The following is a 13604-nucleotide window of genomic DNA, read 5'->3' as shown; positions in this document are numbered from 1 at the left end:
CACCTCCCCCGGGCCGCCGCCCTCGCTGGAGGAATCATTCCTCCACGACGCCCCTTCTACCGGAGGGGGCTGACATGCCAGGGAGGGTGCGGCCCTCTGTCAGGGAGAACGTCCCAGGTTGGATGGCCTCATGTGCTGAATTCCAGGAACAGGAGGGTGGAGGAGTCCCGCCCGGCACCGGAACCGGGATTCCGGAGCGGCTCGCCATCCGACCCATGAACCCAGTGCATTCGCAGCTGTCGTCAGTCCTGGGCCAGCTCCGCCACGACAGGAAAGTGGTCCGACACGCGCGCGTCCACCCGTGCGTAACGCGTGAAGCGCAGCTCCGGTGACGCCAGGATCCAGTCCAGCCGCTCGCGAGGCCGGCTCACGGGGTACGTGGGCTCGCCGCTCCCGAGCGAGTGCGCGACGAGCCCGGCGGACTCGCACAGTTGCTCCACGGTGCCGTCGGGAGTTCCTTCGCGGGCGTTGAGGTCGCCCATCACCACGCGTGGCCGCGCGGGACGTTGGACGAGCGCGCGGGCCAGCCGCTCGACCTGCCGCAACCGCCGCTCCGGCGAGAACGGGTCCAGGTGCACGGAGACGACGTCGATGTCGAGGCCCCGCCACTGAATGGACGCGGCCACGTAGCCCTTGTCCACGGCGCGGTCCGATTCGAAGGAGCGGACGTCCGGCTCATGCATCGGCACGCGTGATAGCAGCGCGGTGCCCTGCGCGAAGAGGCCGGGCACTCGCAGATGCGGGCCATGCAGCACGTGCGCGTAGCCCGCTCCTTCCGCGATGCGGGCCACCTGGTCCACGCCGCCGCTGAACAGGCATTGGCGGTCCACCTCCTGCAACGCCACCACGTCCGCCGCCTCGCGGGCGAGCAGCGCGGAGATTCCATCCAGCGCCCGCCGCAGGCCCCACGGCGTGCGCAGGAAGGGCATGGGCACGAGCCAGGGCGCGCCATGCGCGATGTTGAGCGTGAGGACCCGGAGCGGCACGGGGACAGCGAACACGGAGCCCGCCCCGGCGCCAACCTCTTTCGAGCTCCAGCGCTCATGACCACGAGCCAATGCCTCGCCGTCCGTCCCCCAGGCGGCCCTCGAGAGCCGCGGGCCCCCGCGTCCCAGGCGCCGGGCGCGAAGCGAAGACGGGACTGAAGTCCCGCCCGGCCTCAGGCCGCCACGGAGGCGAGCTGCTTGACGAGCAGCCGCACCAGCTCGACGGGCTGGATGGGCTTGGGCAGCAGCTCCGCGCCGTAGCGGATGGCGACGGGGAGGATGTCGTCCAGCTCCTCGTGCCCGGTGAGGAAGATGAAGGGCACGTGGCAGTTCTGCAGCTCGCGCATGGCCGTCAGCACGTCCGCGCCCGTCATCCCCGGCATGTTGTAGTCGCAGAGGATGGCGGAGATGCCGTCGACGCTCATGTTGAACGCCTCCGACGGCGTCTGCACCGTCACCACCCCGTAGCCCGCCGTCTGGAGGATGTCTCTCACCAGGGTGAGGACGAAGGTGTCGTCATCGATGACCAGGACGTTGTGCATCGCGGGGCTCTCCGGGGAAGCCCGCCCAGTCTAGCCGAGCCCCTCGCGGATGCCGAAACGCCCCCCGGCCACGCCTCTAGCGGGTGGTGCCGGGTCGGGACGGCCCCGTGCCGGCGGGGGCCTGGGAGGGGATGAGGACCAGGTCCTCCTGCGGGGGGATGAGGTACTCCGCGCCCGTGTCGGTGACGACGGCCATCTCCTCCACGGAGACGAGGCGCATCTGGTCCGGCCCGCCGTCCTTCCACGCGAAGAAGCCGTCGAAGGCGAACACCTGTCCGGGGCGGACGATGCGCGCCGCCTGGCCCTTCGCGGGCTGGTCCTTCTGGGCGCCGGAGAGCGCCGGGCCCACGTCGTGCGCCCAGTAGCCCACCGGATGGCCGGTGCCCCACATGACGGGCTCGGAGCCCGCCTCGCGCATCCAGTCGCGCTGGGCCTTGTCCACGTCCCACCCGCGCACACCGGGCTTGAGCGCGGCCAGGGCGATGCGGCTGCCCTTCTTGCCCTTCTCCCACTTCTCCAGCGCCTCCTTCGGGGGCTGCGTCTGGCCCGGCGCCAGCACGTAGGCGAAGCGCTGGATGTCCGTCACCCACATGCCGCCCACGCGGATGCCGAAGTCCGTCTGGATGAAGTCTCCGGGCTGAATCACGCGCTCGGTGGCGTGCGAGTGGCCCCGCGTGGGGCCGCTCTGCACGTTGGGGTTCTGGTCCGGCGCCCACGCGTCCCCCACGCCCAGCTCCGCCATGCGGCGCTTGAGGAAGTTCGCCACGTCCACGTCGCGCGTCTTGCCCGGCACCACCGCGCGGTACGCCTCCACCTCCAGCTGCGAGGTGAGCGCGGCGGCCTTGCGCAGAATCTCCACCTCCTCGGGCAGCTTCACGGAGAGCCACTCGGAGACGAGGTCCTCGGAGGACACCAGCTTCTTGCGCAGCGCGGGCGTCAGCGCCTTCTCCAGCGCCGCGCGCTGCGTGGCGGACAGGCCGTCCGCCACCGTCACCGCCTCGGACGAGTTCACCGCGATGCGCGTGGGCTTCGCCGCCGCCAGCCGCGAGGCCACCTGCGCGTAGAGGTCCGTGCCGCGCTCCAGCGGCACGACTTCATCCAGGGGGCCCACGTCCCTCAAGGCCGTGGCCTCTCCCGCGGGGGACAGGGCGAGCGAGCGCACCGCGTCGCCCTGCTTGAGGAAGAGGAACGCGGCGGCACCGCCCGCGTTCTCGCAGCCGACGTGCACGGCCAGCGGGTCGTTGTCGTTCTCCCGGCAGATGAGCACCCAGGCATCCACGTTGGCGCGGGCCATGGCCAGGGGCAGCAGCTTCTGGATGCGCTCCTTGCGGATGCGCGGCCAGGCGTCCGGAGAGGCGATGCCGGCGCCACCGGCGGCGCTCGCGAGGGGGGCCCAGAGGCACGCGGAGGAGAGGAGGGCGGAGAGGAGCACGGGCCGTGCGCGCGTCATGGGCGAGAAGTCCTTTCGGGGAGAGGGCACCCCATCTTCCCCGAGGTCGCCCGCTGGAACGACCCTCCCGGTGTGAAGTCGTGTGGGGCGCGTGTGAAGAAGCCCGCGCTAGGGCCCGCCGGGCGGGGACATGCAAGCGCGGGGGCCGTGGCTCGTTTAAGGTGGAGACATGGCCAAGAGCTCCTCCCGCAAGTCCCCCGCGAAGGCGAAGAAGCCCGCGGGCCGTGCCGCCCCCGCGAAGGCGAAGAAGCCCGCGCCGCGCAAGGTCGTGGCGGAGGTCGTCACTCCCGACGCGAGGGCACCGCGCCCGCCCGTCCTGGAGGCCGAGCCCGTGCTGGAGCCGGGGACGCCCGAGCCCGGCGCCGCCCCCGAGGCCCAGAAGGCCCTGCCCGCCGGAGAGCCCGTGGGCCGCGTGCTGCCCTTCGAAATCGACCCCAAGCGCCTGGAAGAGGGGCTGCGCAAGCTCCAGGGCGAGGTGGTGCACTGGGCCAACAAGGGCCGCTACACCCGGGTGCGCTTCAAGTTCCGGGGCAAGCAGCTCTTGCCAGACCTGCCGCTGGGCGCGGTGGTGGCCGCCGAGGGGCTCACCTTCTACTGGGGCGGCATCCTCCGCGCGCTCATCGCCAACGTGGTGGGCGGCAGCGTCTTCCAGGTGGAGCTGGTCAACGACGCGGAGAAGCGCGTGCAGGCCGGCAAGGAGGCGCTCCTGTCGGGTGACGTGGACCAGGCCCTGGCCCTCTTCCGCGAGGCCCTGGCCATGGACCGCGACCTGGCCTCCGCGCACCTCAACGTGGGCGTCGCCCTCAAGCTCAAGGGTGACCGCGAGGGCGCGCTGGAGGCCTTCGAGAAGGCGAAGGAGAAGGACCCGGAAGGCGCCATCGGCACCGAGGCCGAGCGGCTGGCCGCCCCCTTGCGGCCACAGGGCTCCGCGCGCACCGCCTGAGGCCTTCCGGGGGCCCTGGAAGGGCCCTCATTTTTCGTGCCGGAAGTGGGCTGAAAAGGGCCTTCCCAAGCGTTCAAAACGGGGCGTCGGAACGCCCTGAACAGACCCCCTTTTCCGGGCATCCAGGCATCCAGGCCGTCAACCCCCCGTTTCCCCTGTTGACGCAGGGAAATCCGGGGGTTACGAACGCTCACCCACAGGACGGCGGCCCCCTTGGAGGGCCCCTCCGAACACTTCCAGAGCTCATGGCTGACGACACTACCGACAAGCCGGCAACGCCCCCCGCGCCTCCGAATCCTGGCAGCGCCGGGGAGCTCATCCCCGTGAACATCGAAGACGAGATGCGCCGCTCGTATCTCGACTACTCGATGTCCGTCATCATCGGGCGCGCGCTGCCCGACGTGCGCGACGGCGTGAAGCCCGTCCATCGCCGCATCCTCTACGCGATGAACGACCTGGGGAACACCCACAACCGCGCCTACAAGAAGAGCGCCCGCGTGGTGGGCGACGTCATCGGTAAGTACCACCCGCACGGTGACGCCTCGGTGTACGACGCCATGGTGCGCCTGGCCCAGGAATGGAGCCTGCGCTACCTGCTGGTGGACGGCCAGGGCAACTTCGGCTCGGTGGACGGCGACTCGCCCGCGGCCATGCGCTACACGGAAGTGCGCATGGACCGGCTGGCGGAGGAGCTGCTGGCGGACATCGACAAGGAAACGGTCGAGTTCGGCCCCAACTACGACGACTCGCTCACCGAGCCGCTCGTCCTCCCCGCCAAGTTCCCCAACCTCCTGGTCAACGGCAGCAGCGGCATCGCGGTGGGCATGACCACCAACATCCCGCCGCACAACATGACCGAGGTCATCAACGGCACGCTGCACCTCATCGACAACCCGGACTGCACCGTCCGCGACCTCATGGAGTTCATCCAGGGGCCGGACTTCCCCACCGCCGCCATCATCACCGGCCGCGAGGGAATCGTGCGGGCCTACGAGACGGGCCGCGGGCAGATCACCATCCGCGCCCGCTCGGAGATTGAAACCTCCAAGCGCGCGGACCGTGAGGCCATCATCTTCACGGAGATTCCGTACCAGGTGAACAAGGCGCGGCTCATCGAGAAGATCGCCGACCTGGTTCGCGAGAAGAAGCTGGAGGGCATCAGCGACATCCGTGACGAGAGCGACCGTCAGGGCATGCGCATCGTCATCGAGCTGAAGCGCGATGCGATTGCGCAGGTGGTGCTCAACAACCTGTACCAGATGACGCCGCTGGAGACGACGTTCGGCGCCGTCATGCTGGCCATCGACGGCGGGCAGCCGCGCACGCTGAACCTGAAGGAGCTGCTGGACCGCTTCATCGCGCACCGGCGCGACGTGGTGACGCGCCGCAGCCGCTACGAGCTGCGCAAGGCGCTCGCGCGCATGCACATCGTCGAGGGCCTGCTCGTCGCGCAGGACCTCATCGACCTGGTGGTCAGCCTCATCCGCGCGTCGAAGGACCCGGACGAGGCGCGCTGGGGCCTGATGCACATCCTGTCGCCCGCGCTGTACGAGCACGAGCGCTTCGCCAACCTGCCGCGCATCGACTACGCGGCGGCGAAGGCGCAGATGGAGCTGCTCGTCTCTCGCGCGCGCAACGAGGAGCCGTCCTACGCGGGGCTGGCGCACAAGTACGAGGGCGCGGGCTTCAGCCAGGAGCAGGCGCAGAACATCCTCGAGATGCGCCTGCAGCGCCTCACCGGCCTGCAGCGCGAGGAGCTGTTCCGCGAGCTCATCGACCTCATCCGCGACATCGCGCGGCTGCAGGACATCCTCTCCAACGAGCGCAGCCTCCTGAACGTCATCAAGACGGAGCTGACGGAGATTCGCGCGCGCTACGGCGACAAGCGCCGCACGGAAATCACCGGCGCGGTGGACGAAATCACCAGCGAGGACCTCATCGCCGAGGAGACGATGGTGGTCACCCTGTCGCACACGGGCTACGTGAAGCGCTCGCCGCTCAGTGAGTACCGGGCGCAGAAGCGCGGTGGGCGCGGGAAGACGGGGGCGGCGACGAAGGAGGACGATTTCGTCAGCAAGCTCTTCGTGGCGAGCACCCACGCGTACCTGATGCCCATCACGACGAAGGGCAAGCTGTACTCGCTGAAGGTGCACCAGATTCCGTCGGGCAGCCGCACGTCGCGCGGCAAGGCCATGGTGAACCTGGTGCAGTTCGGCGAGGACGAGCGGCTGGCGCAGGTGCTGGTGACGCGCGACTTCCCGGAGAACCGGTACGTCTTCTTCGTGACGAAGAACGGCGTGGTGAAGCGCACGGACCTGAGCGCGTTCGCCAACGTGCGCTCCAGCGGCATCATCGCGCTGGGCATCGACGACGGGGACGAGCTGGTGTCGGTGATGATTACCGACGGCAGCAAGGACATCCTGCTGTCGACGGCCACGGGCATGAGCATCCGCTTCCCGGAGACGGAGGTGCGCTCCATGGGCCGCCAGGCCTATGGCGTGAAGGGCATCACCCTGGAGGAGGGCGACCAGGTGGTGGGCGCGGACGTGGTGGAGAAGGATACCGCCATCCTCACGGTGACGGAGAACGGCTACGGCAAGCGCACGCAGGAGGCCGAGTACCGGCAGCAGGGCCGCGGCGGCAAGGGCATCATCGACATCAAGACCACCGAGCGGAACGGCCGCGTGGTGGGCCTCCTGCAGGTGAAGGACTCGGACGAGGTGATGCTCGTCACCAACGGCGGGATGCTCATCCGCATGCGGGTGAAGGAGATCTCCGTCATCGGCCGCAACACGCAGGGCGTGCGGCTGATTGCCCTGGAGAACGGTGAGGAGAAGGTCATGGCCATCTCCAAGCTGCCCGAGGGCGAGGCGTCCGAGGACGAGGAGACGGTGTCCCCCGTCGAGGCGGCGGCGCCGGGCACGGGTGAGACTCCCGAGGGCGAGACGGCCGCGCCGGCCCCGGCGGAGGAGGCCTCGCCGGGCAATGGCGCCACCGGGCCGGAGTCTCCCGAGGAGGGCTGAGACGGAGCCCTCGGGTTGAAGTCGTGACGGCGCCCCTCTCCCACGGTGGAGGGGGGCGCTTTCCGTTTCAGGCGCACCGCGGCGGAGCGACGGAGGCAGTCCTCATGGTGGAAGTCGAGAAGTGGGACCCCGAGGCGCTGGGCCCGCTGGATGAAGCCGCGGTCCGCCGACGCTTCCAGCCGGAGGGCTTCTATCGGATTTCGTCCTCCCGTCACCCGGCGGGCACGCGTGTGGGTGGCAGGTCCCGAGAGGTCACCCGCTTCGTCCTGGAGGGGGATTGCCGCATCTCCGGCGACGGATACGAGGCGACGCTGGTGCCAGGCGACTTCGCCCGTTTCCCCGGGGGCGAGTACGTCCTGGAGACGACGGCGGGCGTGCACCTGGTCAAGGTGTGGCGGCTTCCACCGGAGCTCCGGGTCGTGCCAGCGCGGGAGGACTGAGCCTCGGCGGGGTCTGGCGGTACTCCCGCCGGGCCTCATCGCAGCGTGCTCGGGATCGTGGCGGAGCGGAAGGACTGAGCCTCGGCGCGGTCTGGCTTCACTTCTCGCCGGGCCTCATCGCGGCGGAGCTCGGGTGGCTCGCCGAGGACCGCGCGTCCCGCCGAAGTAGCTCAGGGCGCGGGCGCCACTCGCCTTGATGGGTGGCGATGAGGTCTGGAGGACCGCGCGTCCCCGCCGAAGTGGCTCAGGGCGCGGGCGCCAGCGCGACCGAGGTGGTGGCGGCCGCGAGGTTGCCCGCGCCATCCTTCGCGAGCGCGTAGAGCTTGATGGAGCCCTTCACGGAGGGCAGGCGGACCCGCCAGGAGCCGCGCGTGGGACCGGGGCTGGCCTGGAGCCGCACCACCTCGTCGCGCTCGTGCCGCGTGGCGGCGCCCCGGAAGTTGTAGGCGAAGGAGACGTCGAGCGGTGTGCCCGCCGCGTCCCTGGCGGCGACGTCGACCTGGGCCCAGGCGCCGTCCTCATCGCGCGTCACGGGGCCCACGGTGATGCGCTCGATTCGGGGCAGCGGCGTGGCGGGCTTCTGACCGGTGTAGGCCTCGCGCACCGCGTGCCACGCGGGGCGGGTAGCTCCGCCCGACAACATGCCGAGCCACAGCCCCGTGTGGTCGAAGGACGCGCTGTAGTTGAAGACGAAGAGCCCGAGGCAGCGGCCCGCCTGGACGTGCGGAGCGAGGGCTTTGCGCCACCCGTCGACGATGGCGCCGTACTTCTCCGTGTCGCCCGGCTCGCGAGGGACGCCGTTCGCGTCCTTGGGAGCGTCCCACTCGCCCTGCGCGCCGAACTCGGTGATGAGCCACGGCTTCACGACACCGGCTTTCGCGAGCTCCCCGGCAAGCGCGTGGATGCCACCGCCGTAGACGTTGAGGCCGTAGGCGTCGAGCGACGGAGTGAACTTCTCCCACCAGGGCACGCCGAGCGTCCACGCATCGACGGAGATGACGGGGTGGCTGGAGTCGACCTTCTTCACCTCGCGGACGACCTTCTCGAGGAAGCGGGCATAGGCCTCCTTCGACGCGTCCGTAGGCGAGTTGAGGAGCACCTCGTTGCCGATGCCCCACGCGAGGACAGCGGGGTGGTCCTTGAAGTGGCGGACCTGCGCGAGCGTGTCCGCGAGTTGCTTCTTCATGCCCTTCGTGTCGCGGACGTAGTCGAAGGAGTCATCGCTCTCGGCGCCGGGGCGGCCCTGCCGGAGCCACAGGCCCACGAGAACCTTGAGCCCATGCTTGTGCGCGGCGTCGAGCAGCACGCGCGTCTCGGTGCCGGTGCCCCAGGTGCGCAGGGTATTCACCCCGAGGGCCGCGAGGCGCGCGCAGTCCTGCTCGTACGCCGCGGAGCTGCTGCTGCCGCTGAAGGTGACGCCCTTGGCGACGTAGGGTTTTCCGTCCACCTGGAGCTGCCACCCGCCATCGACCTTGACGATGGCCGTGGCCGCGCGCGCCGGCGCCAAGGGAGCGAGGACGGACGCCAGCAGGAGCGCGAGGGTGACGGAGCGGGCCAGGTTCATGGTGGTGTTTGTACCAGGAAGAACCGGTCCGCCGCCGCGAGGGCGTCATGACCGGAAGCCGGCCGAGTCGTTCCACTGGTCCACGCGGATGAAGCGCAGGCCCTCGGGCTGGAGCGCCAGGATGTGCTCCACCACGGAGTGGTGGAAGAGATAGACCGAAGGGGATTCCTCCAGCACGAAGACGCGTCGCCGCTCCAGCGGTATGTCCTGCAGGACCTCTTCGTCGAGGACGAGCCTGTCGATGCCCAATACGTCCCCATCCGGATAGAACGTACAGGCCGAGTGTTGCAGGTTGATGCAGGCAATCCAGTTGAAGACGTGCAGTAGCCAGTAGCGCCGCACGTCATCCTGCTTCACTTTCACATCAGCCGGGACGAGTTGCAGTCCGAACAGGTCGAGCAACGCCAATGAGTTCTTGATGCGCTCCGAGACAACCGGCTCTGGCAGGCTGTGGTAATCCACCATGACTGGCGTGCGAGGGACAGGCGCGCCCAGGCGGAGCTGGACGGGTGCGGTGACGTTGACCGGCGCGGGCCTCACGAAACCCACTCGGTACTCATCCCACGCCAGCAAAGGATAGCTGCTGGGACCCGCGCGCATGATGACGAAATAGTCGGTCTGCATGGCGGTCATTCACCTGCTTTCAGTGGGGTTCTCGTCAGTGTCCGGCCCGTCGTTGCGTGGTTCAGTTGGTGGCGGCGGCCGTGGGGGCATGAAGCGCTGGTTGGCTTTTCGCGGATGCTCTTCAATCCCGCGCAACCCTTCCCGCCAGGGACGTAGTCCTCTCCGTCCCGGGTGAGGGTCCATTGGCCGGAATCCACCTTGGCCAGAATTTCCGCGCTCAATGCATCGAGTCGGCGTACCAGCGCCTCCGGAGCGGAGCAGTATTCGCCCGCCTCCAGCTTCTTGGCCACGCGTCGGAGGCTGCTCTTGACCGCATCCGGATAGGGCAGGTGCAAGTCGAAGGCGAAACCCTCGGCGTGGTTGCCCCGGTGGACGGCGACGAAGAGCTGGCAGGCCAGCGCCATCTTCATCGGCAGGAAGACGCCATTGGGCTTGCGGTCGGGGTGATAGCCGAACTGCCGGCAGAACACGTCCCACCTGGGGTCATCCAGGGCCTCCAGGCAGATGAGGTGGTGCGCCGCGAGCGAGAAGACCCCAGCGTACCACGGGTGCGTCGACAGCTCCCGGCCCTCCAGCATGTTGCGGCCGAGCACCGCGGAGCTGCCCAGGTTGCTCCCCACGCGTCCCTTGCGGTCGAAGTCGTGCTTCTCCTTCCCGCAGTAGTCGCAACGTTCCGCCGGCTTCGAAGCCTCCACCTCATTCACGCGAGCGGCCCGGGGCGGCGAGCCCTGCGGCTGCATGATGGGAAAGGGTGCGGTGTTGCGGTCATTCAGCGTGAAGAGGTCCAGGTTCCGCACCACCGGCCTGCCCTCAATCATGACGTCGAACGAGTGCGTCACCGGGTGCGCGCGCCCCTTCGTCCTGCCAGAGACCAAGCCGCCACCCGCGGTGCCAGCCTCGTTACCCGTGGACGTGCCAAGGGCCGAGCTCGACAGGCACACCGATGCGCCTCCGACGCGGACCGTCTTCGAGCCGTCCACGAGGTCCTTGCTCCGCGCGATGTTGAAGTAGGGGATGGGAACCGGGCCAGCGGGTGAGGGTGTCCTGCACACGTCCGGGAAGCCCGCCACCTTGCCGCCACTCCCCGTGGTAACGGGAGTGAGGCCATTCACGAATGTGTCGCTCTCGTCGGGCATGTGCCCCCCGTCGACCTCGTGACCTGACCGCGTGAGCGGCCTCTTCACGAAGCAGGGAGTGTGCCCGGTACGCGAGCGGCATCATTCACGCCGCGCGCACGCCACGTCATCAAAGGACGGGCTGCCGACAGGACCACGTACCGTCACTTCACCAGCGCACGCTTCCCGGCCCCTCGGGGAGGGTGCCACGGCTGCGCCACGGGAAGCCGCAAACCCACACGCGCACGTTTCGCCGCGTCACCGTAGCGCCGCGGGAAGTGCGGACAGGTCCAGCATCGGCACGCCCACCTGTGTCACCGCCTGCGCCCCGAACCCGTTCGCCAGCTCCGCGCACCGCGCGAGTGGCAGTCCTCGCAGCAGCCCCAGTGCGAAGCCCGCGAGGAAGCAGTCCCCCGCGCCCGTGGGGTCCACTTCCTCCACGGGCACGGCCGGCACGTCGATGCGCTCGTCCGCCGTGAGCACCGTGCACCCCTGGGCTCCCCGGGTAATCACAAGACAGGTCCGCCGCCGCACCTGCTCGACGTCCATCGCCCGCGCCTCGTCCTCGCTCGCCTTCAGCACGTGAATGCGCTCCAGCAGCGCCGCGTACGGCGTCTGCGCGAGGGGCACGTTGAGGACGCGCCCCTCACCATCCAGCGTCCGCAGCAAGCCCTGCGCATCCGCCACCACGTGCCGCGCCCGTTCGGAGACCCGCACGAGCGTCTCCGGCAGCAGCTCGCCCATCACTCCACAGGCGAGCGCCACCCGCGCGTCCACGGTGATGTCCTCGGGGCGCAGGGGCTCCGCCCGGGCGCTGACCCGCAGCACGCGCTCGCCCGAGCCCAGCTCCGCGATGAACTGCGTGGTCCGCGTCCCGGGGAGGATGCGCGGCGGATGCCGGACGCGGTCCGCGTAGCGGAAGTCCTCGCCCGCGACGGCGGCCACCGCGTAGTCCACGCCCACCGCGTCCAGCACCGCGGAGATGTACGCCGCCGAGCCCCCGAGCGCGTGCGTCTCCCGCCCGGGCCCGAGCTTCAGCAAGTCGTGGCAGTAGTTGCCCACGACGAGCACGTCATGCGAGGGCCCGGGGCTCATGGCGTGCCTCTACTCCTTCCGCGTGAAGTCCTTGGGCACCGGAATGCCCGCGGCCTTCTCGTCCATCCACGTGAGGCTCAGCACCCACCAGCGCTGCCCGTCGAAGGCGAGCTGCAGGCTGTTGACGCCCTTGGACGTCACCGGCCCGTTGGCGGTCTCACGCGTCTCGTAGGCGCTCAGCACGTTGACGATGTCTCCGTAGCCGGCGACCTGCCGATGCGTCTCCTTCTCGAAGAAGGCGTGCTTCTTGAAGAACTCGTCGCCCCACGTGGCGTAGTCATTGAACGAGAAGGGCGAGATGCCAGGGCCCTCGCCGGCCTTCGCGCGCCGGACGGGGATCATCTGCGCGCCCGGGTAGAACAGGGAGCGGAAGCGCTGCCAGTCCCGGGGCTGCCCCGCCGGGCCGCTGATGACGTCGTAGAGCGCGGCGGTGAGGCCAGCGATGGTGCGCACGTCCTCGGGCTTCGCCGGAGGCACCTGCTGGAGCGCCGCCTGCGTGCGCTCTCCGGCGGCCTTGCGCGTGGCGGGCGGCGACGTCGTCTGCGCGGCCGGGGCCTGCTGCTGGGCCGGCGGCTGCTGCGCGGGCGGTGACTGCTGCGGTTTCTGGGGCTGCTGCGCCAGGGTGGCGGGAGCGGTGAGCAGGACGGCGGCACAAGCGGCGAGGAGCGGGCGAAGCATGGGGTGTCTCCGCGAGAATGAGGGCACGGCGGCTGCGGACACGGAGGCTATCCCGCCTTCGCGCCGGGATGCGCTCTCTCGTCACGGAAGAACATTCCGGAACGGAAGCCCCGAGTGATGGTGGAAGCCGACCGGCCGGTCCATTAGGTTGCGCCGCCATGACGCGTCTGCTCTCCCTCTTCCTGTCCCTGACCCTGTCGTCCACCGCCCTGGCGGCCGAGACGCTCACCGTGTACTCGGGCCGCAACGAGAAGCTGGTGGGGCCCCTCTTCAAGAAGTTCACCGAGAAGACCGGCATCGAGGTGAAGGTGCGCTACGGCGAGACGCCGCAGCTGGCCGCCACGCTGCTGGAGGAGGGCGCGAAGACGCCGGCCGACGTGTTCTTCGCGCAGGACGCGGGAGGGCTCGGGGCGCTGGCCAACGCGGGCCGGCTGCAGGCGCTGCCCAAGGAGACGCTGGACAAGGTGGACGCGCGCTTCCGCTCGCCGCAGGGGCTGTGGGTGGGCACCAGCGGCCGCGCGCGCGTGGTGGCCTACAACACGAAGAAGGTGAAGGCGGAGGAGCTGCCGAAGAGCATCCTCGGCTTCACGGACCCGAAGTGGAAGGGCCGCCTCGGCTGGGCGCCCACCAACGCGTCCTTCCAGGCCTTCGTCACCACGCTGCGGTTGATGAAGGGCGAGGAGGCCGCGACGAAGTGGCTCCAGGGCATCAAGGCCAACAACCCGCGCGTCTACAAGAACAACGCGGCCATCATCGAGGCGCTGTCGCGCGGTGAAATCGACGCGGGCTTCGTGAACCACTACTACCTGTTCGCCGCGAAGAAGGACAAAGGTGAGCTGCCCGTGGCCAACCACTTCGTCGAGGCGGGAGACCCGGGCGCGCTGGTGAATGTCGCGGGCGTGGGCATCCTCAAGGAGTCGAAGAAGGCGGACGCGGCGCGCAAGCTGGCCGCGTACCTGCTGGAGCCCGAGGCCCAGGCGTACTTCTCCCAGGAGACCTTCGAGTTCCCCCTGGTGGCCGGCGTGAAGCCGAGCGCGGCGCTGCCGGAGCTGTCGAAGGTGGGCTCTCCGCAGCTGGACTTGTCGAAGCTGGATGACCTGCGCGGCACGGTGAAGCTGCTCCAGGACACGGGCGTCCTCTGAGG

12 protein-coding genes are annotated in these 13604 nt (G+C 69.6%); 4 read left to right on the top strand and 8 right to left on the bottom strand.

Going from position 1 to position 13604, the window contains the following annotated elements:
* Positions 1-242: 242 nt before the first annotated feature.
* The 3 genes from HG543_RS23070 to HG543_RS23060 form a co-directional block, all read right to left on the bottom strand.
* A complete protein-coding gene (locus tag HG543_RS23070) occupies positions 243-1001 on the bottom strand; it encodes an endonuclease/exonuclease/phosphatase family protein (protein WP_169346993.1) in 759 nt (252 codons plus the stop codon).
* Positions 1002-1159: 158 nt separating this feature from the next.
* Entirely contained in the window at positions 1160-1528 is a 369-nt protein-coding gene (locus HG543_RS23065) for a response regulator (RefSeq protein WP_169346992.1), read from the bottom strand.
* A gap of 76 nt (positions 1529-1604) precedes the next feature.
* Positions 1605-2978, bottom strand: a complete 1374-nt coding sequence (locus HG543_RS23060) for a M24 family metallopeptidase (protein WP_169346991.1) — start codon at positions 2976-2978, stop codon at positions 1605-1607.
* 169 nt (positions 2979-3147) lie between these two features.
* On the opposite strand from HG543_RS23060, the gene HG543_RS23055 reads away from it, so the two are divergent.
* From HG543_RS23055 to HG543_RS23045, 3 genes are all read left to right on the top strand, one after another.
* Positions 3148-3921 (top strand): tetratricopeptide repeat protein, encoded by a 774-nt coding sequence (locus tag HG543_RS23055; protein ID WP_169346990.1) that lies wholly within the window; start codon positions 3148-3150, stop codon positions 3919-3921.
* A 245-nt stretch (positions 3922-4166) separates the two neighbouring features.
* The gene (gene gyrA / locus HG543_RS23050; protein ID WP_169346989.1) at positions 4167-6944 is read left to right on the top strand and encodes a DNA gyrase subunit A; all 2778 of its coding nucleotides are present in this window, start codon (positions 4167-4169) and stop codon (positions 6942-6944) included.
* A gap of 104 nt (positions 6945-7048) precedes the next feature.
* Positions 7049-7384 (top strand): cupin domain-containing protein, encoded by a 336-nt coding sequence (locus HG543_RS23045; protein WP_169346988.1) that lies wholly within the window; start codon positions 7049-7051, stop codon positions 7382-7384.
* A 244-nt stretch (positions 7385-7628) separates the two neighbouring features.
* Here the strand turns inward: HG543_RS23045 and HG543_RS23040 are convergent, their stop codons facing one another.
* The 5 genes from HG543_RS23040 to HG543_RS23020 form a co-directional block, all read right to left on the bottom strand.
* Positions 7629-8948, bottom strand: coding sequence for a glycoside hydrolase family 2 TIM barrel-domain containing protein (locus HG543_RS23040; RefSeq protein WP_169346987.1), 1320 nt, complete (start codon positions 8946-8948; stop codon positions 7629-7631).
* A 45-nt stretch (positions 8949-8993) separates the two neighbouring features.
* Complete coding sequence (locus HG543_RS23035; RefSeq protein WP_169346986.1) at positions 8994-9572, bottom strand: imm11 family protein; 579 nt, start codon at positions 9570-9572, stop codon at positions 8994-8996.
* A 5-nt stretch (positions 9573-9577) separates the two neighbouring features.
* On the bottom strand, positions 9578-10708 hold the full coding sequence (locus HG543_RS55520; protein ID WP_246357234.1) for a PAAR-like domain-containing protein: 1131 nt from the start codon (positions 10706-10708) through the stop codon (positions 9578-9580).
* Positions 10709-10945: 237 nt separating this feature from the next.
* Positions 10946-11782, bottom strand: a complete 837-nt coding sequence (locus HG543_RS23025) for a PfkB family carbohydrate kinase (RefSeq protein WP_169346985.1) — start codon at positions 11780-11782, stop codon at positions 10946-10948.
* A 9-nt stretch (positions 11783-11791) separates the two neighbouring features.
* Positions 11792-12460: a nuclear transport factor 2 family protein gene (locus tag HG543_RS23020; protein WP_169346984.1), complete on the bottom strand. Its 669-nt coding sequence runs from the start codon at positions 12458-12460 to the stop codon at positions 11792-11794.
* A 158-nt stretch (positions 12461-12618) separates the two neighbouring features.
* Between HG543_RS23020 and HG543_RS23015 the strand changes: the two genes are divergently transcribed.
* Positions 12619-13602, top strand: a complete 984-nt coding sequence (locus HG543_RS23015; RefSeq protein ID WP_169346983.1) for an iron ABC transporter substrate-binding protein — start codon at positions 12619-12621, stop codon at positions 13600-13602.
* Positions 13603-13604: the final 2 nt, after the last annotated feature.

It is taken from the genome of Pyxidicoccus fallax (assembly GCF_012933655.1).
GTDB classification, from domain to species: Bacteria; Myxococcota; Myxococcia; order Myxococcales; family Myxococcaceae; genus Myxococcus; species Myxococcus fallax.
The sequence above is the reverse complement of the archived record's forward strand: the minus strand, read 5'-3'. Positions and strand labels throughout refer to the sequence as shown.

Coding starts and splice junctions, on each gene's coding strand:
- gyrA (WP_169346989.1), top strand. CDS start 4,167: ATGGCTGACGACACTACCGACAAGCCGGCAACGCCCCCCGCGCCTCCG.
- HG543_RS23020 (WP_169346984.1), bottom strand. CDS start 12,460: ATGCTTCGCCCGCTCCTCGCCGCTTGTGCCGCCGTCCTGCTCACCGCT.
- HG543_RS23045 (WP_169346988.1), top strand. CDS start 7,049: ATGGTGGAAGTCGAGAAGTGGGACCCCGAGGCGCTGGGCCCGCTGGAT.
- HG543_RS23055 (WP_169346990.1), top strand. CDS start 3,148: ATGGCCAAGAGCTCCTCCCGCAAGTCCCCCGCGAAGGCGAAGAAGCCC.
- HG543_RS23060 (WP_169346991.1), bottom strand. CDS start 2,978: ATGACGCGCGCACGGCCCGTGCTCCTCTCCGCCCTCCTCTCCTCCGCG.
- HG543_RS23035 (WP_169346986.1), bottom strand. CDS start 9,572: ATGCAGACCGACTATTTCGTCATCATGCGCGCGGGTCCCAGCAGCTAT.
- HG543_RS55520 (WP_246357234.1), bottom strand. CDS start 10,708: ATGCCCGACGAGAGCGACACATTCGTGAATGGCCTCACTCCCGTTACC.
- HG543_RS23040 (WP_169346987.1), bottom strand. CDS start 8,948: ATGAACCTGGCCCGCTCCGTCACCCTCGCGCTCCTGCTGGCGTCCGTC.
- HG543_RS23015 (WP_169346983.1), top strand. CDS start 12,619: ATGACGCGTCTGCTCTCCCTCTTCCTGTCCCTGACCCTGTCGTCCACC.
- HG543_RS23025 (WP_169346985.1), bottom strand. CDS start 11,782: ATGAGCCCCGGGCCCTCGCATGACGTGCTCGTCGTGGGCAACTACTGC.
- HG543_RS23065 (WP_169346992.1), bottom strand. CDS start 1,528: ATGCACAACGTCCTGGTCATCGATGACGACACCTTCGTCCTCACCCTG.